This window comes from Dokdonia sp. PRO95 (assembly GCF_000355805.1).
GTDB lineage: Bacteria > Bacteroidota > Bacteroidia > Flavobacteriales > Flavobacteriaceae > Dokdonia.
Genome location: NZ_CM001837.1, coordinates 1,685,247 through 1,705,190, shown reverse-complemented (window position 1 = coordinate 1,705,190; position 19,944 = coordinate 1,685,247). Strand labels below are relative to the sequence as shown.

The following is a 19,944-nucleotide window of genomic DNA, read 5'->3' as shown; positions in this document are numbered from 1 at the left end:
CAATGAATAATACTCCCCTAAGAACCCTTGTACAAGGCATCCCAAAAACTGAACTCCACCTCCATATAGAAGGTAGTTTTGAGCCAGAATTGATGTTTGAGATTGCAAAGCGCAATAACATCACCCTTGCTTATGATTCTATTGAGTCATTAAAAAAGGCATATACATTTAATAACCTTCAGGAGTTTCTAGACATCTACTATACTGGTGCACAAGTACTCTTACACGAGCAAGATTTTTATGATCTTACGTGGGCATATCTTACTAAGGTGCATAGTGAGAACGTAGTACACGTAGAGGTGTTCTTTGATCCACAAACACACACAGATCGCGGTGTTCCTTTTAAAACAGTAATCACCGGGATTTACAATGCGCTTGAGAAAGCAAAAAGTGAATACGGTATTACCTATAAACTTATCATGTCTTACTTGAGACACCTAAGTGAGGAAGCTGCTTTTAAAACGCTAGAAGAATCACAGCCATATAAAGCGTGGATAGATGGTGTAGGGCTTGACTCTTCTGAGCAAGGAAATCCTCCTAGTAAATTCAAAAACGTATTTGAAGCCTCGGCAAAAGAAGGTTATAAACTAGTTGCACACGCCGGTGAAGAAGGCCCAGCCGATTATATCTGGGAAGCGCTTGACGTACTAAATGTTGTACGTATAGATCACGGTAATCGCTGCCTAAGTGATGACGCCCTTGTGGAGCGTCTTGTAAAAGAGCAAATTCCGTTAACGCTTTGCCCTACTAGTAACGTAGCACTTAAGGTGATTGACAAGATGGAAGAACACCCAGTAGCGCAGATGCTAGATAAAGGGATTCTTGCGACGATACACTCTGATGATCCAGCTTACTTTGGCGGTTATATGAATGAGAACTACTACCAGACAGCAAGTGCCTTAAACTTATCTAAGGAGCACATCATGCAACTTGCCATCAATGGTTTTAAAGCAAGCTGGCTTACCGAAGATGAGAAAGCAGCACACATCACAAAGGTGAAAGCATACTTTGCTTCCATCGATTAAGTATTTTAATAAGGTTGCGCTTTTGCAAGAGCGCAACCTTATTTCTATCGTTCTGTAAGGGACATCTTACCGCCAATCAGAAGCACCTAAGCAACTGATAACTCAATCTTTATAGCTATTTTTGAAGCAACTTAAATAGGACTACTATGGAGGTAATAAAAATTATATTCTTTGCGCTTGGCACTTTCTTTGGCGTTGACGATAGCACCATCGTCGCAGAAGAAACTGCCGTCCACATTGACATTACAGAGCAAATTATAACGGTAGATCAACAAGATGTTTTTGCGCTAGTGAGCAATGAGAAAGACAGCTTAAAGATTAGAAATACCCTCTACAGAATAGGAAACGCACAAGCACAAGAAAAGCGCCTTACCTTAAAAGAAAAGTTTGATACCTACGCTTGGTCCACTTCTGAGATAGTGAGCCGTAAAGAAGCAAAGCAACTTGACATTAAACTCAAGTTCAAATATGTTACTAAGGAGCAGCTTAAAGATTTTGGGATAGACTACGTAGAAAAAGATAGCTCCTATGCTATGATTAATATCCCAGCGTGGAATATTGAAACCACTACTGGAGCACTGCGAGATAATTACTGGTACTTTAAGGACAGTATTTCCTTCACCCTTTCGCCCGCTAAGAATATGCCTAAAAAATACCTGCCTCTTAAGAAAGGCTTGTATAATTACTGGGAGCAGGTAAAACCATAAGCATAGATTATAAGAATTGTTGTTACGCTTTCGCGAAAGCGTAATTACCCACCATCACTACCTATCACCTACAATCCTCATCATTTATATGATGGGGATTTCTTGTCTTTAAATAATGCATAACACAAATTATTGTTAAAGGCTTTTTAATTACTAAACGGTTGGTTAGTTTTGTACAGTAATAAGAAACAAGTGGCTAGAAAAAAGAATTATGATGAGCGTGAAGTAGTCGAAAAGGCTATGAATCTGTTCTGGAAAAATACCTACGAGTCTACCTCTATGCAAATGCTAGAGAAGGAAATGGGTATTAATAAATTCTCAATCTATGCGAGCTTTGGAAATAAGCACGGTCTGTTTTTGGCAAGCTTAGCTTATTACAAAGAAAAAGTAGGCGCTATTATTAAGAAGTTTGCTAGCGGTACAAACGGTGTTCAAGATATCAAACAGTTTTTTATAGACTCTGTAACTATCGTTGATCAAGATGGTTCTCGCAACGGATGCCTAATTACAAATACCTACAACGAGTTTGCAGCTAGTGAAGACGCTGTGATTCAAAAAGAGATGAATTCCTTTATGACTACTATAAAGGAGCTTTTTATTGAAAAATTGAGAATGGACGGTAGTAAAGATGAGGAAACCATTATGCGAGAAGCAAATTTTCTTTTATTAGCCAAACATGGCCTAGCAGCTGCGTCAAGAGTAAACACAACACAAGAGATTGAAGATTACATAGAGATGACGTTTAAAAACATCTAACTATTTTTTTACCTTAAAACTAAACGAACGTTTAGATATAATTAACATAAATTAAAAATTGCTATTATGACAACATTAAAAGTTCACAACATCGAGAGTGCTCCACAAGAGAGTAAACCATTATTAGAAGGTTCTTTAAAGTCTTTCGGGATGCTTCCAGGATTACACGGAGTACTTGCAGAGTCTCCACAAATCTTAAAAGCATACCAAGAACTACATGAGTTATTTACAAACTCTTCATTTAACGCAGACGAGTTAACGGTAGTATGGCAAACAATTAACGTAGAGCATGCATGTCACTACTGCGTACCAGCACACACAGGTATCGCAAAAATGATGAAAGTAGATGACGCAATCATCGAGGCTTTACGTAACGAGACTCCATTAGAAGATGCAAAACTAGAGGCACTACGTACATTCACTTTATCGCTTACACGTAATCGTGGTAACGTTTCTCAAGAAGATCTTACTGCATTTTATGCAGCTGGGTATGGAGAAAGACAAGTACTAGATATCATCTTAGGATTATCTCAAAAAGTAATAAGTAACTATACAAATCACATCGCAAACACACCTGTAGATGCTGCATTTGAAAAGTTTGCTTGGGAGAAAAAATAAGTAACTCCCCTAACTTATTTAATAATAAGCCTTCCTCAATATTGTAGGAAGGCTTCTTTAAAAAAGATCATATGAGTATTGCAATAGAAAATAAAGTAGCATTAGTCACTGGCGCAAATAGAGGTATTGGTAAAGCGATTGTGGAGTCATTTTTAGACCACGGAGCAAAGAAAGTATATCTAGCGGTACGTGATACAAACTCTACAAAAGAACTAGAAGAAAAGTATGGTGATAAAGTAGTCACTTTACAAGCAGATGTGTCAAACACAGCCTCAATAAAAACACTAGCAGAACACGCTACAGATGTAGATGTAGTAGTAAACAATGCAGGTATAGGTACACCACAGTCTATCATAAGTGATGATGTAGAAGAAGATTTTCTTAATCAGCTACAGGTGAATGCTTTTGGATTAGTACGTGTTGCAAACGCTTTCGCGAAAACGTTAGAAAGCAACAAAGGAGCGCTTGTACAATTGAACTCTATTGCTTCTATCAAGAATTTCTCTCAACTCTCTACATACTCTGCATCAAAAGCAGCATCGTATTCTTTAACACAAGGAATTCGCACAGAGTTAAGTCCGCGAGGAATTAATGTATTAAGTGTACACCCAGGACCAGTAGATACAGATATGGCAGAAAAGGCAGGCTTTGAAAATGGAGCTACAACTTCTGAAATTTCTGAAGGAATTGTAAGCGCATTAAAAGCTGGAGATTTTCACTTATTTCCAGATGACATGGCAAAGCAGTTTGAGAAAGAATACGAGAACTTCTCTAACAACATCGTAACTTCAGATTTTTCGGAGTAATTTCACATTAAAACATTTATTATGATAAAAGTATCTGTAATGTACCCTAATAGCGAGGATGTCAAATTTGACACCGACTATTATAAAAATAGTCACTTACCTATGATTCAAGAATCACTAGGTGACGCATTAAAGGGATTAGAACTAGAAGTAGGAATCGCTGGAAGAGCTCCTGGAGAGCTTGCTCCTTATGTAGCGATTGCTCATTTAAAATTTGATAGTGTTGCTTCTTTCCAAGAGAGCTTTGCACCACACGGAGAAAAATTTGCAGCAGACGTTGAGAACTACAGCAACGTTCAAGGAGAATTGCAGATAAGTGAAATCATAGATTTGTAAAATGAAGAAAGAAAAATTAAAAATAGATATTGTCTCAGATGTAGTTTGCCCATGGTGTACCGTAGGTTACAAACGACTTGAAAAAGCAATATCAGAACTTGGTATTGAAGACCAAATAGAGATTGAGTGGCAACCGTTTGAATTAAACCCTCAAATGCCTGCCGAAGGTCAAAATGTAGATGAGCATATTACAGAAAAATATGGCTCAACTGCAGCGCAACAAAAAGAGTCTAAGCAACGACTAATAGATGCTGGAAATGAGCTTGGTTTTACGTTTGACTATTTTGACGATATGAGAATTGTAAATACTTTTGATGCGCACGTACTATTAGAGTATGCAAAGAAATTTGACAAGCAAACGGAATTAAAAATGCGACTTACTACTGCTTATTTTAGTGAGCGTAAGGATGTATCACAAAGAGAGGTCTTAAAACAAGCACTTCTCGACGTTGGCTTAGATGCAGAAGAAGGTATGGCCTTACTTGAAAATGAAGAAGCTCGTTATGAAGTAAGAACACAGCAAGGTTACTGGAAGAATTTAGGTGTAAACTCAGTTCCTACCATTGTTTTTAATAGAAAGAGTGCAGTTACTGGAGCACAACCTGTAGATTTATTTAAGAAAGTACTCTCAGAACTTATTACTGAATAATAAATATATTACTCTTTAAAATAGGCTTTCCCTAAAAGCATTTTTAAAGATTAGAGAACCCGTACATAATGTTCAAAAGGCATAGTGTGCGGGTTTTTACTTTTGGTGCTGCGAGGATATATTTAAATAATTACGCTTTCGCGAAAGCATAACAACACCTCTACCCTAGTACTTCCACTCAATTTTTAAAACTATTTTCTCTTCTCCATGAAAAGAAACCACCTCAACTCCGACCTATAAGTGAAGAACTTAATATCATCGCTATGAAACCTTTACAAGAAAAAAGCATAATTATTTTTGATGGAGCATGCAATCTCTGTAATGGTGTTGTGGGCTGGCTTATTAAGTTTGCACCAAGCGGATTGTTTGAATGTATCGCCTTTCAGTCTCCAAAAGGACAGCATATTTTAAAAGAATACGGCAAGCCTACGGATCGATTGGACACAGTAATGCTCATTGATAATCAAGAGTTACACACGCACTCTGATGGATTTTTAAAGATTGTTTCAAAAATCCCAAAATGGAAAGCAGTAGCAACATTGCTCGCATTTATCCCAAGGATCATACGTGATTATATTTACAATACCGCTTCTCGCAATAGACTCAAATGGTTTGGTGCTTCTTCATCTTGTACCATCAATATTTAATATAGAAACCCAACACTCCCTAAGAAGCATTGGGTCTCATCAAACAACAAAAAGCGACACCCGTAGGTGTCGCTTTTTGCTAGTTGTCATTAAGACTATCTATAAACTTTACATCTCGTGTGTTTTTCTGCACCGCTATGGCCGAAAACAGACTTAACGTAAAAGACATTCCATAAAATCCTTTCTCACTTAAATCTAGATCTGCATTCCATAAACCTACAACGAGTAGTAAGATAGAGACGATGGTTACAAACCAACTTATACCATAATAAATATCTGTCACTGGGACTCCTTCTAGTCTATCCCTCACGCTTTTTTGTACAGATACTACGGCAAATAATCCAAATAATAATACGGTAAAGTAATATCCCTTTTCATTAAGGTACATATCTGCATTCCATAGTCCTACACAAAAGGATATCATCCCTACAAATAATGCACTCCATGATGCACTTATAAAAGCTCCTGTAGGCTTGTTTGAAAATGGTTCTTTCTTTTTACTCTTCTTTTCTGTTACGGGTGTTTCAAATTGATTTTCCATAATTATTGTTGTTTGTTGTTTAATTGGTAATCGTGATGTTCTAAAAAGCTTCCCCCAGCCCTAAAGGGTGGCTTTTTCTAATTGTAAATCTGATTTTCTCCCTTTAGGACTGGGGTGAAATATCGTCTTTAATGATCTCCCCATTAGTTTTCTCTTCCTTTGCTATCTCCATAATATAATCTCCACAGGAGTAACAGTGTGGCAGGTGTGCATAATTTGTAGTGTCACAGCTGTTGCAATCTTTAAAGAGTTGGAGACCGCAGTGGCGGCAGTAATTGGTTACTTTTAAGTTTCCTGCCACTCCTTTTTTCCCTCCGCTTTGGTGAAACTCATTAATAAGGTAATCTTTACCACAGCTAGGGCACATGTGGTTTTCTAAAGCTTTTTCTGCTACTTCTTCTTTTATTTGCTTTGATCGCTCTTGTGTAGATTGCTGTAAATCTTCTTTCTTACGTTTTATAAAAGCTTGTAATGACCGTATTGCATACACCCCTAAAAAGATGGAAAGCAGGATACCAATTGTAAATCTCACATATCCTCCATAGCTAGGTAAATAAGGCACTAACCCTACAAAAAAACCGTAGAAAGAAAAGAATACAAAACCTCGATATAATGGCCAGTACGTGTGCTTTCTTTTCTTTAAAAGCATCCATATACCTAGCAATAATATAGGAAGTACAAATAACAGTCGTTTTAAAAAGATGTTCAGCTCATAACTTCTCACGGCATCATTATGTAGCTCGTAAACTACCTCCATTGCCTCCTGCTCTTGTAAGCTATAGACTGCCTGTGTATCTCTCAACGTCAAGATCGCTGCTGCATAAGCAGATTTTTCCTTCTCATAAGATTGTATCACTTTTTGAATAGAATCCATCGTAAGATTACGTTTTCTAACCTCGGCATCTACCGTAGATGATTGTGTTGCTGTACGTGTAGAAATCCAAGATTTGAAAGAACGCTGCTCTTGAGATAAAGTAGTTTTGGCTAACTCAAGATTAATTTCTAGAGCTTCTTGACTACGGTATTGTTCCTTTATTGAATCTTGTACGGTACTGTATAGCTTTCTGTAAGTAGCGACATCAGTTTGCGATTCAAAATTTTCTATAGTAGGACGATTATCAGATTCATCAATATCCCAGATAATTCTATTAGCAAGTCCTATTAAAAAGACAGCCAACAGAATACTTATGAGATAATGAATGACTGTTGTCGTTCTTGACAGTTTTTTATTGTTGAATTCCATGATCTTGTTGTTTGATTATGGAACAAAGATGCAGTGATGTAGAAGCTATTAAAATCAAATATTTTAATAATACTTATGACCTAATTAGGATAAAACATTCCTTAAACCCTATATTACCTATCTTTAAAACAAATAAACCTTACGATTTAAAATGGACATCACGGCTATCATACAATCTTTCTCTACAGAAGACAGTAAGTTATTTAAGACCTATTTACGTTCAAAAAATCGGAGGACAGACACCAAGAATCTCACGTTATATAATCTCATCAGAAAGGGAACTCCTCTTAAGAACATAGATGTTTTACTTTATGGAAGCGCAAATCGTAATGCTTACCACGCACTTTCAAAAAGACTGCAAGACAGTCTCATTGACTTTATAGCCACTCAAAACTTTGAAAATGAAACCTCAGATGATATGCAGGTTTTTAAATGGATACTCGCAGCGCGTATTCTCTATGAGCAAGACCTCCATAAACCTGCGCAAAAACTCTTAAAAAAAGCGACTCAAAAAGCAAAAGACCTTGACTTGCACACGGCACTTATTGAAAGCTACCACACCCAGTTCCAGTACAGTCACCTTCATCCAGAGGTAGATTTACAAGAGCTCACGCAAGCCGCACAACAAAACCAGCAGCGATTTATACAGCAAGAGCAACTCAATATGGCGTACGCACGCATCAAGCGCATACTCATATTTGATGAGCATCTATTAAAAAAAGGAATCCAGAAAACGGTAGAAGAAATACTCGCTGCTTTTCATATTGAAATTAACGAGACGTTTACCTTTAAATCCCTGTACCAGCTGCTAGAAATTATAAATACCGCAGCACATTTAGATCACAATTTTGGCGAGGCGCTACCTTTTATCACGCACACCTATAATCTTATAAAGAAAAAAGACATCGTTCAAGAAAAGCAGCGCTTTTACCACATCCAGGTGCTCTATTTCATGGCAAATGCTCATTTTAGAGTGCGCGACTTTGAGCAGGCAACACATTACCTCTCGCTTATGAACACCGAAATGAATGCCGAAAATGGAAAGTGGGAATCCCGCTTTCGCGAAAATTTGCTTCTCATAAACTCCTTCGTTTTAAATTACAGTGGTAACTCCTCTCTTGCTATTGCTGCCATTGACAACCACATCTCAACATCAACAAAGAAGGTTGATCCAGATGTATTGCTCGCGCAAGTAGTCTTTCTCACACAGCAAGGCGAGCACAAAGCTGCTATAAGTACGCTTAATAAATTTAAACATTCCGATAGTTGGTATGAGGAACGACTAGGCATAGACTGGATGATTAAAAGAGATTTATTGTCGTTAATCATTTATTATGAGCTAGAATATATTGACCTCGTGCATTCACAGCTACGTAGTTTCAAAAGAAAGTATGAAAAGATCATCCTTTCCGAAGTGAGATTGGAACGCTTTATAAAAGTTTTTAACCAGATTTTTAATGACCCGACTATTGTGAAGAAGTCAAATTTTCGCGAAAGCGTAATGAATCAATTTACCGTAGCGTCATTAAAAGATGAAGATATTTTTATGGTGAGCTTCTTTGCGTGGATAAAAGCTAAACTGGACGGAACAAAACTTTATGAGACCACACTCGCCATGTTGTGATTTTCTTAACAAAATAGGGAGGCGCTGGTCTGTACCTTTTACCCACCAAAAAAGGTCAACCGAATGAATAAAAAATTATCCTATGTAGTGGCAACCCTATTTGCCATTACTATCGCAAGTTGTAGCACGTCACAATCTAAAGTTGCCAGCAAGGCAAGTGCTTCAAAATCCAAACCAAAAGACAGTAAAAATGCCATTAAACCTTATGGCAAAGTAATTACTAAAGATGCAAAGACTGATGAAGGTCTTTTTACCGTACACAAACTAGACGACAAGTATTTTTATGAGATTCCAGACTCCCTGATGGGTCGCGAGATGCTCATGGTAACGCGTATTGCAAAAACTGCTGGAGGCTTAGGCTTTGGTGGTGGAAAGCAAAACACCTCTGTATTACGCTGGGAAGTAAAAGACAAAAAAGTATTACTACGTGTGGTGTCACACCAAGTATATGCTGCAGACTCACTTCCTATCTCTGAGGCTGTAAAGAACAGTAACTTTGAGCCAGTTTTATATGCTTTTGATGTAAAGGCTTATAAGAAGGATTCTGCCTCTGGAAATAAAAATATCGTAATCGATGCTAGTCCGTTATTTGAGACAGATGTCAAGCCTTTAGGTTTGCCACAAAGACGCCGTAAAGGGCTTAAAGTGACAAAGCTTGACGGAAAGCGATCTTACATAGACACGATAAGAAGCTACCCGCAAAACATTGAGGTGCGTAGTGTAAAAACATATAGTGGTAGCGCTTTACCGTCTAATAATGCTACGGGTACACTCTCATTAATGATGAGTAACTCCATGATCTTATTGCCAAAAGAACCTATGCAACGCCGTATGTTTGACGAGCGTGTAGGGTGGTTTGGACGTGGTCAAACAGATTACGGTCTTGACTTACAAAAGAGCAAAACTATACGCTACCTAGACAGATGGAGACTTGAGGTAAAAGATGAAGATCTTGCTGCCTTTAATCGTGGTGAGCTTGTAGAGCCTAAAAAACAAATCGTTTATTATATAGATCGTGCTACTCCAAAGAAATGGGTACCATATATCAAACAAGGTATAGAAGACTGGCAAGTAGCTTTTGAAGCTGCAGGTTTTAAAAACGCTATCATCGCTGCCGATCCTCCATCTGTAGAGGAAGATCCAGACTGGAGTCCAGAAGATGTACGTTATAGTGTGGTGCGCTACCTAGCTTCTCCTATTCCTAATGCAAATGGACCTCACGTAAGTGACCCACGCTCTGGAGAGATTTTAGAAAGTGACATTAACTGGTACCACAACGTAATGACATTATTACACAACTGGTATTTTGTACAGACTGCAGCTATCAACCCAGAAGCTCGTAGCAACGAGTTTAAAGATGAAATCATGGGACGACTAATTCGTTTTGTGAGTTCGCACGAAGTTGGTCACACACTTGGACTTCCACACAACATGGGAAGTAGTGTTGCTTATGCAGTAGATGATTTACGTGATCCTGAGTTTACTAAGAAATATGGAACTGCACCATCAATCATGGATTATGCACGTTTTAACTACGTAGCACAACCAGGAGACGGTGATGTAGCTTTAATGCCTAACATAGGTATTTATGACAAGTATGCTATTAAGTGGGGTTACCGCCCTATCCCGTCTGCAAACAGCGCTGAAGAAGAGAAGAAAACACTAGACAGCTGGATTCTTGAGCATGCTGGAGATCCTATGTACCGTTTTGGGAGACAGCAAAGAGGTGTGATTGATCCTAGCTCGCAAACAGAAGATCTAGGTGATGATGCTATGAAAGCAAGTGCTTATGGTATTGCAAACCTTAAACGCATCGTTCCTAACCTAATCGAGTGGACCGCCGAAGAAGGTCAAAACTATGATGAGCTAGATAAAATGTATGGCCAAGTATTATCACAGTACAACCGTTATATGGGCCATGTTGCAGCTAACGTAGGTGGTGTATATGAAATGTACAAAACCTATGATCAAGAAGGAGCCGTGTACACACACGTTCCTAAAGCAAAACAGAAAGAAGCATTAAACTTCATCCAGGCACAACTCTTTAAAACCCCAGAGTGGTTACTAGACAACAATATTTTTGACAAAATTGAAAATGCTGGAAGTGTAGAGCGCGTGAGAGGTTTCCAGACTAGAACACTTAACAACCTTCTCGACTTTGGACGTATGGCTCGTATGCTTGAAAATGAAGCATTAAACGATGCAGATGCATACTCACTAGTTACTATGATGTCTGACCTAAGAGCTGGTTTATTCTCAGAGTTGAGAAGCCGCCAAGCCATAGATATTTACCGTCGTAACTTGCAGCGTGCATATGTAGAGCGCCTTGAGTTCATCATGACAGAAAATCAAAGTGGTGGTCGCTTCTTTAGCGGGACTAGAGTAAATGTAGGTCAGAGTGATATACGTGCCGTAGTACGTGCAGAGCTTAAAGATCTTAAACGTGATTTACAAAACAACAGACTTAGAGACCGTATGAGCCGCATACATGCAGAAGACCTTGTAGAGCGTATCAATATGATACTTGATCCTAAGTAATAATTACAATAGCTTACTTATTAAAACACCCAGCAATCGTATGATTGCTGGGTGTTTTTTTATGGTTCATTTTTATGACACTACTCTCTTATAGAAGATGCTTGATAGGGTTACGCTTTCGCGAAAGCGTGCTTCGATAAAATCATAATAAAGTCACAAAAAAGTATAATCATTAAACCTTCCTCTTTTTTTAAGGTCATATAAGTGTTCAACAATTAAAAAGTAAAAAAGATGAAAAAGTTAATGATGATGTTTCTAGTACTTGCGACCATATCAATGTCTGCACAAAGAGGTCCAAGATCTGGAGAAGAAAGAAGAGGTAATGACATGACTGCAGAACAAGTTGCTACACTAAGCACAAAGAAGATGACACTTGCACTTGCACTAGACGATAACCAGTCTAAAAAAGTGTATAAAGTACTTCTTGATCAAGCAGAAGATCGCAAAGCGATGCAAGCAGAGCGCAAGGCAAATAAAGAAAAGCCAGCGCTTACAAAAGAGCAACGCTACGCAATGCAGAATGAGCGTCTAGATAAGCAGATTGCTATGCAAGAAAAAATGCAGAGCATCTTAACAGAAGACCAGTTCAAGCAGTTTAAGAGAATGAATGCTAAGAGAAAAGGAAAGCGTGGTGACAAAGGAAAAAGAGGTCACAAAGAATCGCGCAGAGGAAATAAATAATTTTGATTGATTGGTTTATTTTTAGATTGAAAACGGCATCCGTGATTGGGATGCCGTTTTTTTGTTCTCTAAAAAAAGGAAATATTACAACGTCTTTCCCACCTTTGCTACCGCAGCAATGGTCTCATCAAGATCTTCATAAGAAAGAGCGTCATTTAAGAACCAGCTTTCATAGGCACTTGGTGCTATGTAAATACCCTCTTCAAGTAATCCATGGAAGAATTTCTTGAACGTATCATTATCCCCCACCGCAGCCGATTTGAAATCTGTCACTGCACCTTCGGCAAAGTGTACAGAAATCATCGAGCCAATTCGGTTTATAGTAAAGGTCACTCCACTATCAGTTAAGGCCTTATCTATTCCTTTATGTAGGTACTCGGTTTTCTTTGCTAGACTTTCAAAAACATCACTGTTATTAAGTTCTGTAAGCATGGCTAGTCCCGCAGCCATCGCTAGCGGATTCCCACTTAACGTTCCCGCTTGATATACTGGTCCTTCTGGAGCAAGATGACTCATGATTTCTGTGCGAGCTGCAAAAGCTCCTACAGGTAATCCTCCACCTATTACTTTTCCGAAAGTGACAATATCTGCACGAACATCCATAAGTTCTTGCACACCACCTTTTGCTAGTCTAAAGCCTGTCATCACCTCATCAAATATGAGTAGTGTTCCATGCTCATCACATAGCTCACGCAAGCCTTGCAAGAATCCTTCAGCAGGGAGAATACAACCCATGTTACCTGCAACAGGTTCTATAATAATTGCAGCAATCTCACCTGGATTTGCTTCAAAAAGTTCTTTTACCTTATCTAGATTATTATAATCTGCAAGTAAAGTATCTTTTGCTGTACCAGCAGTTACTCCTGGACTATTAGGAGATCCAAAGGTTACTGCACCACTTCCTGCTTGAATAAGAAATGAGTCAGAGTGACCGTGATAACAACCTGCAAATTTGATAATCTTCTCTCTTCCTGAGAATCCGCGAGCAAGACGCACTGCACTCATGCAGGCTTCTGTACCACTATTTACAAAGCGTATTTTATCAATACCCGGCACCATAGAGATGGCAAGCTCGGCAATTTTTGTTTCTATCTCTGTAGGCATTCCAAAGGAAGTACCTTTTTGTGCTTTTTCAACAACAGCATCTACCACAGGTTTATGTGCATGACCTAAAATCATAGGCCCCCATGAAGCGATGTAATCGATAAGCCTGCGTCCATCTTCATCATATAAATAAGCTCCCTTTGCTTCTTTTACAAATACAGGATCTCCTCCTACAGATTTAAAAGCTCTTACGGGACTATTTACGCCTCCTGGTATTACTTTTTGAGCTGCCACAAAGAGCTCACTACTCCTTTTATAAATCATCTAAATTTGCTATTTGTTGTCCGTACATTGTACGATCTTGTACTCTATTTTATTCAAGAATCTAATCTCTTAATACCCTCTATCAAATGGTTTGATAAAAAGCACTTGACCTTCAAAAATTTGATTACCATCAATACCATTCCACTTTTTAAGTTCTGGCACCGTTACATCATACTTACGTGATATACGGTAAAGCGTTTCACCCTTTTGTACAGTATGTTGGTTATTATTGTCTGTCACTTTCTTATAATCCTCCACATCTTTTCCTAGAACTTCTCCATCATAACGATACAACTCATAGCGTTCTACTAGGCTAATTAACTTTTGAGGATATTTTTTATCTGTTGCATAACCCGCAGCACGAAGTCCTTCTGCCCACCCTTTGTAATCATCCTTAGGAAGTTTAAAAAGATCTGTATAGCGTTTTCTGCCTGTCAAGAATAAGGAGTGATCTCTGTATGAAAATTTAGGCAAGCTATACTTTCTAAAGCATTCTCCTTTAGTGTCATCATCATGATAAACGGTCTGACCTTTCCAGTCGTGACATTTAATACCAAAGTGATTATTTGCTTTTAGAACTAGCTCTCCTTTTCCTGCTCCAGACTCTAGAATACCTTGAGCAAGTGTAATACTAGCTGGAATTCCGTATAATTCCATTTCTTCTTTTGCGATATCGGCAAAGGTATCTATATAGCCATTCACACCACCCTTGGGAACTGGATTTACACCATTATCAAGATTCTCATCTGGTGTTTTTGCTTCCGTCACTTTTGGAGATGGCTGTCTCCTCTCTATAGTTCGTGTAGCCTTCGTTCTTTTCTTAGAACGCGTAGCTTTTTTAGAACCGCCACAACTTACAGAGAGTATTCCTATAATCAAGAGTATGGTAAAACGTTTCAACATATAATTAGTCTATGAGTGGAAGCCCTTTTTTGGCAAGCTGGATGTTCATTCCTGCAATACCTTGTAAACCTCCCGTATGAACGGCTAAAATACGAGAATTCTCGCGGAAATACCCACCTTTCATAAGCTCTGAAATGCCATAAAGCATCTTACCCGTATAAATAGGATCTAGTAAAACCTGATGCTTTGAATGAAATTCATTTATAAAGTTAATGAGATCACCATTCACCTTTGCATATCCACCAAAATGATAGTTGGCAATAACCTCCCACTGCTCATTATTTGCATATTTTCTCACTTCATCTGCCACCCAATTTCCCTTGAGTGCTGGAAAACCTATTGCTGTTTGATGTGGCTTGAGACTATTAATAATACCAGAAATTGTTCCCGCAGTTCCTATGGGACAACATATGTAGTCAAAGTCTGTATCATCTTCAGTTAAGATCTCTTCACAACCTTTGATAGCAAGCTCGTTAGTTCCGCCTTCGGGAATTATAAACGGATTATTAAAGGTTGTTGTTATGCTTTCGCGAAAGCGTACCTCATCTTTTTCTCGGTATTCTTCTCTTGATATAAAGTGAAATTTCATCCCACACTCATGTGCAAATGCCAGTGTAGGATTACTTTCAAGCGTTTTAGCAAGATTAACACCTAGCTCTTCTCCACGTATAACACCTATAGTTTTAAAACCCTCTAATTGCCCAGCCGCAGCTGTAGCAGCAATATGGTTTGAGTAAGCTCCTCCAAAAGTGAGTAAGGTTTCAAAACCCTCTTCTCGGGCTTGTATAAGGTTATATTTAAGTTTTCTAAACTTGTTTCCAGAAACTGTAGGATGCAGTAAGTCCTCCCTTTTAATAGAAAGGGAATAGCCATTAGTTTCTGAAATAAATTGATTTTCTGAAGTAAGATTCACGGGTTAAAGATACGCTAGAAAACTCCAAAAAGGACGCTTTTCTAGATAGCTAAGCTCGCACTCACGAGCATAAGCCTCTCTTTCAAAACTTATATTAAGGTAAGCCACATAATTATCCCTGTACTGTATAAGTCTTATAAAATACTCTATTACATACCATATAAAGAATGGCAGCACAAGCATTTCTGCTTGCTGTCTAATGTGGATTTTCTCGTGATTAATAAATACAATATCCTCCTTGAGATCTGGAGTACGCATTACTATAAATGGCCAGAGGGTCACTCCCACAAAGCGTTTGCGCAATAAATATTTATTTACAATTAGAAACATAGGTCAAAAATAAATCAATTATAACATCCAGTATCTTAAGATCTCCTTAATACTTGTACGTTACTACTTATATTATAGACGTTATTCAAAGTCTGTGCCGTATCCTTATCTTTGTAATATGTCCTACTTAAAAAAACATATTCCTATAGAAGATGGCGATTACTACCTAACGCCAGAGGGCTACAAATGTTTTACAGAACAATATCATCTTAAACGTGGTTATTGCTGTGAAAGCGGTTGCCGTCATTGTCCGTATGGGTATAGCAAGAAAACCAACAGCCAGAACTAAGTTCTTTTTGAAAGTAAATAAGACATTATATACAGTACGCTTTCGCGAAAAATTCTACACACCAATTACTACATTTTAGTTACATATATTCCATCACCTTGTTGATGAGATATATGTGCTTCTCTTAAACAGCCATTTTGGTACGGTAATTGATAATTTTAATAATCTGAAAGATGCTTAAAATCAATCATTTTACACTAGACAAATAAAAGAAGTGTTTGATAAAACAGGATAAGTGACCAAAGGATTGTTACCTTATAGAACAATCACCTTATGATTACGACCCTAATCTTGCAGTTAGTATTATCATTTTTTTGCAGAACCACTTATAAATAATCTTTAAAAACAAACTACTATGAAAGCACTTAGACTTTTACCATTACTGGGAGCCGTACTCTTACTGGCTTCATGTAGCACTGTGCGCGTAGCTTCTGACTACGACAAGGAAACAAACTTTAACGAGTACAAAACCTTTGCTTTTTACAAACCAGGAATAGACAAAGCAGAGATTTCTGACTTAGATAAAAAACGTGTACTCCGCGCTATTGAATCTGAGATGATGGCAAAAGGTTTTACAAAATCTGAAAATCCTACGGTACTCGTAAGCATATTTACAAAAGCGAAAGAACGTATCGATGTGTACCAAAACAACTTTGGCTTCCGTGGGGGCTGGGGAGGTTTCTGGGGACCATGGGGAGGCCCCTGGGGCTGGAACGGTGGTTTTAACAATAACACCGTTGCAAGATCTACTCAAGGTACATTATACATTGACTTAATTGACGCAAATAAAAATCAGCTTATCTGGCAAGGACAGGGTACAGCACCACTAGTTACTGGCGACGTAGATAAGCGTGAAGAACGCATTAACCTAATCGTTCAAGAAATTTTAGGTGTATATCCTCCACAAGTAGCAGGAAATTAAAACATTGTTTGAATTAGCCCTTAAACTTAAAAAGCACCCCAAGGGGTGCTTTTTTAATATATAAAGCTTCTGACTGGTATTGTCATCTCAGTTACAACGCTCCCAGTGTATCTTTTGTAAACTTACTTAACACTAAAGTACCACTCATCTCAGCACGTTCTTCTAGAAGTGATGGCCAGTGGTCTGTTCCTTCCCATAATGCTTTTTTCATAGCGGTAACCGCTTCTGGGTTGTATGAAGCAAGTTTTACAGCTAGTGCTTGTACCGCTTCATCCATTAAAATAGAAGTTTCACAAAGGGCTGCATACAGTCCTTTTTCTTTAGCCCATTCTGGGCTATAAAACTCTGTTGCATTTAGTGTCAAGTCGCTTAGTCCATTCAACCCTATCTTGCGTTCAACAGCGGGAGCAATTACAAACGGTCCTATACCTATGGTGAGTTCGCTTAGTTTTATACTCGCATACTTAGTTGCATAGCAATAATCTGTTGCAGCTGCAAGACCTACGCCACCTCCTACTGCTTTACCTTGAATACGACCTATGATAATCTTAGGACAAGAACGCATGGCAAGAATCACCCGTGCAAAACCCATAAAGAATTCTTTCCCTTCTACATTATCTTCTATGCTTTTAAGCTCATCAAAACTGGCGCCAGCACAAAAGGTGCGCTCCCCTCCACTTTGCAGTATGATTACTTTTACATCTTCATCTTCTCCACTATTTTGTATTGCACTCTCGAGGTCTGCAAGTACAGTACTAGGCATGCTATTATGCGCTGGATGAAAAAATGTAATCGTAGCGATTCCATTTGCTTTTAATGTCTTTACGTAAGGTTGTGTCATTGTATATAGCTGAAGTTAATGTTAGGTAAAAATAGGTAAATAGGGAGTAATGCGTGTTTTGCCAACTCACATTTTCGCGAAAGCGGATACCCAAAAATAATTTAACGCAAACGATTTAGGAAAGCATTTTAATCACGACCAATTCTTTGTAAATTTACTCTATGGAAATACCAGTTACATCAAACCCGTTATTAGATCGTCTGCCTAAGCATTTAGGACAATATATCAAGGCGCAAGATTATGATCAATACACTCCTATCAACCAAGCAGTGTGGAGATATGTGATGCGTAAAAATGTAGCTCATTTAAGTCAGGTGGCTCATGAGAGCTATATGTCTGGTCTTAAAAAAACAGGGATTTCTATAGATAACATCCCTTCTATGTACGGGATGAATCGCATTCTTAAAGAAATAGGGTGGGCTGCTGTCGCGGTAGATGGTTTTATACCTCCTAATGCTTTTATGGAATTTCAAGCATACAAGGTGCTTGTGATTGCTAGTGACATACGCCAACTAGAAAATATAGAATACACACCTGCACCAGATATTATACATGAAGGTGCTGGTCATGCTCCTATTATTGCAAGTCCAGATTATGCAGAGTACCTGCGCAGATTTGGAGAAATAGGTGCTCGTGCCATATCAAATGCACATGATATGGATATGTATGAAGCAGTACGCAAGCTATCTATTTTAAAAGAAGCAGAGGGTATTGCTCAAAAGGATATAGACGCTGCCGAAGATGAGGTAAACCGCCTGCAGCAAATGACGGTAGAACCATCTGAAATTGCTTTAATAAGAAACCTTCACTGGTGGACCGTAGAGTATGGACTTATAGGAACACTAGAAGATCCTAAATTATATGGCGCTGGATTATTATCATCACTAGGTGAGAGTAAACATTGCCTTACTGATGCTGTAAAAAAACTACCTTATAGCATAGATGCTGCTTATCAAGAATTTGACATCACGCAGATGCAACCTCAGCTATTTGTCACTCCAGATTTTGGGTACTTAATGGAAGTACTAGAAGAATTTGCAGAGACTATGGCACTTAGACGTGGTGGATGGCGAGGTGTTCAAAAACTTATAGACTGCAAGCAACTAGGCTCTATCGAGCTTAACACTGGACTGCAAGTAAGTGGGAATTTTAGTAACATGATTCAAGATGAAGACAACCGCGTTGTTTATTTTGAAACTCATGGTCCTAGTGCACTCTCTTACAGAGGTAAGGAGCTCATTGGATTAGGAACAGATCATTTTAGAAAAGGATTCTCTTCTCCCTTAGGGAAGCTCAAGCGTAGCTCTATGGCTATCGAAAATATGAGTCCAAGAGATCTTAAAGCTTTTGAAATTTACGAAGGCGGCATAAACTCCTTTGAGTTTGAAAGTGGCATTACCGTGACAGGAATGATTACCACTGGTACTCGTAGTGTAGATGGCACCTTGCTCGTAGTTCATTTTGATGGCTGCGAAGTTTCATACAAAGGTGATAAACTTATCTCACGTAAGAATGGGCCTTTTGATATGGCCATAGGAACCTCTGTAGTTTCTGCTTTTGCAGGAGCAGCAGATCATGATTCGTTTGAGATAAAAAGTCAAGTGAGTACCACCACCACCATACAACATGAACTATCTGAAGAAGACAAAAAACTCAACGAATTCTACAAAGAAGTAAGAACTCAACGAGAAAGTGGAGCTCCACAAGAAACAACTCTCTTAACGATATTTCAAACAGTACAGAAACAGTATCCTTCTGACTGGCTTTTATCGCTTGAGATATTTGAGCTTACGCGAAACAAGGAAGTGCTAGCACACTTAGAATCTCTCATGATTTCTAGAGCAAATATTGCACACCTCATAAAAGACGGACTAAGCCTAGTAATGGAAGATAATGGGGTTATTCAGTAATTTTTTTGGTAAGAAACAGCGGAAACTTGATGACTTCTTTAGTAGAGATGCTGTTATCATAGACGTGCGATCAAAAGCCGAATATGATAGCGGCGCCATCCCTGGCTCTAAACACATACCTGTGCAAAACATAGCCGCCCAAGCCACAACGATTAAAAAATGGAACAAACCTGTAATATGCGTTTGTGCCAGCGGTGGCCGGAGTGCTACAGCCGCAGCCGTCCTTAGGTCAAAAGGTATTGAAGCCATGAATGGTGGCGGATGGCTTTCACTTTATAAAAAAATGATCACCTAAGG

At 38.5% G+C, this 19,944-nt stretch carries 22 protein-coding genes; 15 read left to right on the top strand and 7 right to left on the bottom strand.

Going from position 1 to position 19,944, the window contains the following annotated elements:
- The first annotated feature begins 2 nt into the window (after window positions 1-2).
- The 8 genes from D017_RS07560 to D017_RS07525 all read left to right on the top strand — a co-directional run bounded on the left by D017_RS07560 (window position 3) and on the right by D017_RS07525 (window position 5,544).
- A complete protein-coding gene (locus D017_RS07560; RefSeq protein ID WP_035335701.1) occupies window positions 3-1,025 on the top strand; it encodes an adenosine deaminase in 1,023 nt (340 codons plus the stop codon).
- Between the two features lie 146 nt (window positions 1,026-1,171).
- Window positions 1,172-1,732, top strand: a complete 561-nt coding sequence (locus tag D017_RS07555; RefSeq protein ID WP_035335699.1) for a hypothetical protein — start codon at window positions 1,172-1,174, stop codon at window positions 1,730-1,732.
- A 192-nt stretch (window positions 1,733-1,924) separates the two neighbouring features.
- Window positions 1,925-2,488: a TetR/AcrR family transcriptional regulator gene (locus tag D017_RS07550; protein ID WP_035335697.1), complete on the top strand. Its 564-nt coding sequence runs from the start codon at window positions 1,925-1,927 to the stop codon at window positions 2,486-2,488.
- Window positions 2,489-2,554: 66 nt separating this feature from the next.
- The gene (locus D017_RS07545; protein ID WP_035335695.1) at window positions 2,555-3,106 is read left to right on the top strand and encodes a carboxymuconolactone decarboxylase family protein; all 552 of its coding nucleotides are present in this window, start codon (window positions 2,555-2,557) and stop codon (window positions 3,104-3,106) included.
- 71 nt (window positions 3,107-3,177) lie between these two features.
- Window positions 3,178-3,912 carry an SDR family oxidoreductase gene (locus tag D017_RS07540; RefSeq protein WP_035335694.1) on the top strand — a complete coding sequence of 245 codons (735 nt, stop codon included), beginning with the start codon at window positions 3,178-3,180 and terminating at the stop codon, window positions 3,910-3,912.
- 21 nt (window positions 3,913-3,933) lie between these two features.
- Window positions 3,934-4,248, top strand: coding sequence for an EthD family reductase (locus D017_RS07535; protein WP_035335692.1), 315 nt, complete (start codon window positions 3,934-3,936; stop codon window positions 4,246-4,248).
- A 1-nt stretch (window position 4,249) separates the two neighbouring features.
- Window positions 4,250-4,897, top strand: coding sequence for a DsbA family oxidoreductase (locus D017_RS07530; RefSeq protein ID WP_035335690.1), 648 nt, complete (start codon window positions 4,250-4,252; stop codon window positions 4,895-4,897).
- A gap of 263 nt (window positions 4,898-5,160) precedes the next feature.
- Window positions 5,161-5,544 carry a DUF393 domain-containing protein gene (locus tag D017_RS07525; protein ID WP_035335689.1) on the top strand — a complete coding sequence of 128 codons (384 nt, stop codon included), beginning with the start codon at window positions 5,161-5,163 and terminating at the stop codon, window positions 5,542-5,544.
- A gap of 79 nt (window positions 5,545-5,623) precedes the next feature.
- Here D017_RS07525 and yiaA read toward each other — a convergent pair whose 3' ends face one another.
- Window positions 5,624-6,085, bottom strand: a complete 462-nt coding sequence (gene yiaA, locus D017_RS07520) for an inner membrane protein YiaA (protein WP_035335687.1) — start codon at window positions 6,083-6,085, stop codon at window positions 5,624-5,626.
- A gap of 103 nt (window positions 6,086-6,188) precedes the next feature.
- Complete coding sequence (locus D017_RS07515; protein ID WP_152023875.1) at window positions 6,189-7,328, bottom strand: hypothetical protein; 1,140 nt, start codon at window positions 7,326-7,328, stop codon at window positions 6,189-6,191.
- Window positions 7,329-7,479: 151 nt separating this feature from the next.
- Here D017_RS07515 and D017_RS07510 point away from each other — a divergent pair, with 151 nt between their 5' ends.
- The 3 genes from D017_RS07510 to D017_RS07500 all read left to right on the top strand — a co-directional run bounded on the left by D017_RS07510 (window position 7,480) and on the right by D017_RS07500 (window position 12,171).
- Window positions 7,480-8,952 carry a hypothetical protein gene (locus D017_RS07510; RefSeq protein ID WP_035335685.1) on the top strand — a complete coding sequence of 491 codons (1,473 nt, stop codon included), beginning with the start codon at window positions 7,480-7,482 and terminating at the stop codon, window positions 8,950-8,952.
- 63 nt (window positions 8,953-9,015) lie between these two features.
- Window positions 9,016-11,490: a zinc-dependent metalloprotease gene (locus tag D017_RS07505; RefSeq protein ID WP_035335683.1), complete on the top strand. Its 2,475-nt coding sequence runs from the start codon at window positions 9,016-9,018 to the stop codon at window positions 11,488-11,490.
- Between the two features lie 231 nt (window positions 11,491-11,721).
- Window positions 11,722-12,171, top strand: coding sequence for a hypothetical protein (locus D017_RS07500; RefSeq protein ID WP_035335682.1), 450 nt, complete (start codon window positions 11,722-11,724; stop codon window positions 12,169-12,171).
- Window positions 12,172-12,255: 84 nt separating this feature from the next.
- On the opposite strand, the gene hemL is transcribed toward D017_RS07500, so the two are convergent.
- The 4 genes from hemL to D017_RS07480 all read right to left on the bottom strand — a co-directional run bounded on the left by hemL (window position 12,256) and on the right by D017_RS07480 (window position 15,685).
- A complete protein-coding gene (hemL, locus tag D017_RS07495) occupies window positions 12,256-13,539 on the bottom strand; it encodes a glutamate-1-semialdehyde 2,1-aminomutase (RefSeq protein WP_035335680.1) in 1,284 nt (427 codons plus the stop codon).
- Window positions 13,540-13,608: 69 nt separating this feature from the next.
- A complete protein-coding gene (locus D017_RS07490; RefSeq protein ID WP_035335679.1) occupies window positions 13,609-14,442 on the bottom strand; it encodes a glucosaminidase domain-containing protein in 834 nt (277 codons plus the stop codon).
- A gap of 4 nt (window positions 14,443-14,446) precedes the next feature.
- Window positions 14,447-15,355 carry a pyridoxal-phosphate dependent enzyme gene (locus D017_RS07485; protein WP_051583833.1) on the bottom strand — a complete coding sequence of 303 codons (909 nt, stop codon included), beginning with the start codon at window positions 15,353-15,355 and terminating at the stop codon, window positions 14,447-14,449.
- A 3-nt stretch (window positions 15,356-15,358) separates the two neighbouring features.
- Complete coding sequence (locus D017_RS07480) at window positions 15,359-15,685, bottom strand: hypothetical protein (protein ID WP_035335678.1); 327 nt, start codon at window positions 15,683-15,685, stop codon at window positions 15,359-15,361.
- Between the two features lie 118 nt (window positions 15,686-15,803).
- On the opposite strand from D017_RS07480, the gene D017_RS15375 reads away from it, so the two are divergent.
- Together D017_RS15375 and D017_RS07475 are read left to right on the top strand one after the other, a co-directional pair.
- Window positions 15,804-15,974 carry a DUF5522 domain-containing protein gene (locus D017_RS15375; protein WP_013751106.1) on the top strand — a complete coding sequence of 57 codons (171 nt, stop codon included), beginning with the start codon at window positions 15,804-15,806 and terminating at the stop codon, window positions 15,972-15,974.
- A 355-nt stretch (window positions 15,975-16,329) separates the two neighbouring features.
- Window positions 16,330-16,896, top strand: a complete 567-nt coding sequence (locus tag D017_RS07475) for a DUF4136 domain-containing protein (RefSeq protein ID WP_035335677.1) — start codon at window positions 16,330-16,332, stop codon at window positions 16,894-16,896.
- A 91-nt stretch (window positions 16,897-16,987) separates the two neighbouring features.
- Here the strand turns inward: D017_RS07475 and D017_RS07470 are convergent, their stop codons facing one another.
- Window positions 16,988-17,737, bottom strand: a complete 750-nt coding sequence (locus D017_RS07470; protein ID WP_035335676.1) for an enoyl-CoA hydratase/isomerase family protein — start codon at window positions 17,735-17,737, stop codon at window positions 16,988-16,990.
- 161 nt (window positions 17,738-17,898) lie between these two features.
- On the opposite strand from D017_RS07470, the gene D017_RS07465 reads away from it, so the two are divergent.
- Together D017_RS07465 and D017_RS07460 are read left to right on the top strand one after the other, a co-directional pair.
- Window positions 17,899-19,647 (top strand): aromatic amino acid hydroxylase, encoded by a 1,749-nt coding sequence (locus D017_RS07465; protein ID WP_035335675.1) that lies wholly within the window; start codon window positions 17,899-17,901, stop codon window positions 19,645-19,647.
- Window positions 19,631-19,942, top strand: coding sequence for a rhodanese-like domain-containing protein (locus tag D017_RS07460; RefSeq protein WP_035335674.1), 312 nt, complete (start codon window positions 19,631-19,633; stop codon window positions 19,940-19,942). Before D017_RS07465 ends, D017_RS07460 begins: the two co-directional genes overlap by 17 nt.
- Window positions 19,943-19,944 lie beyond the last annotated feature (2 nt).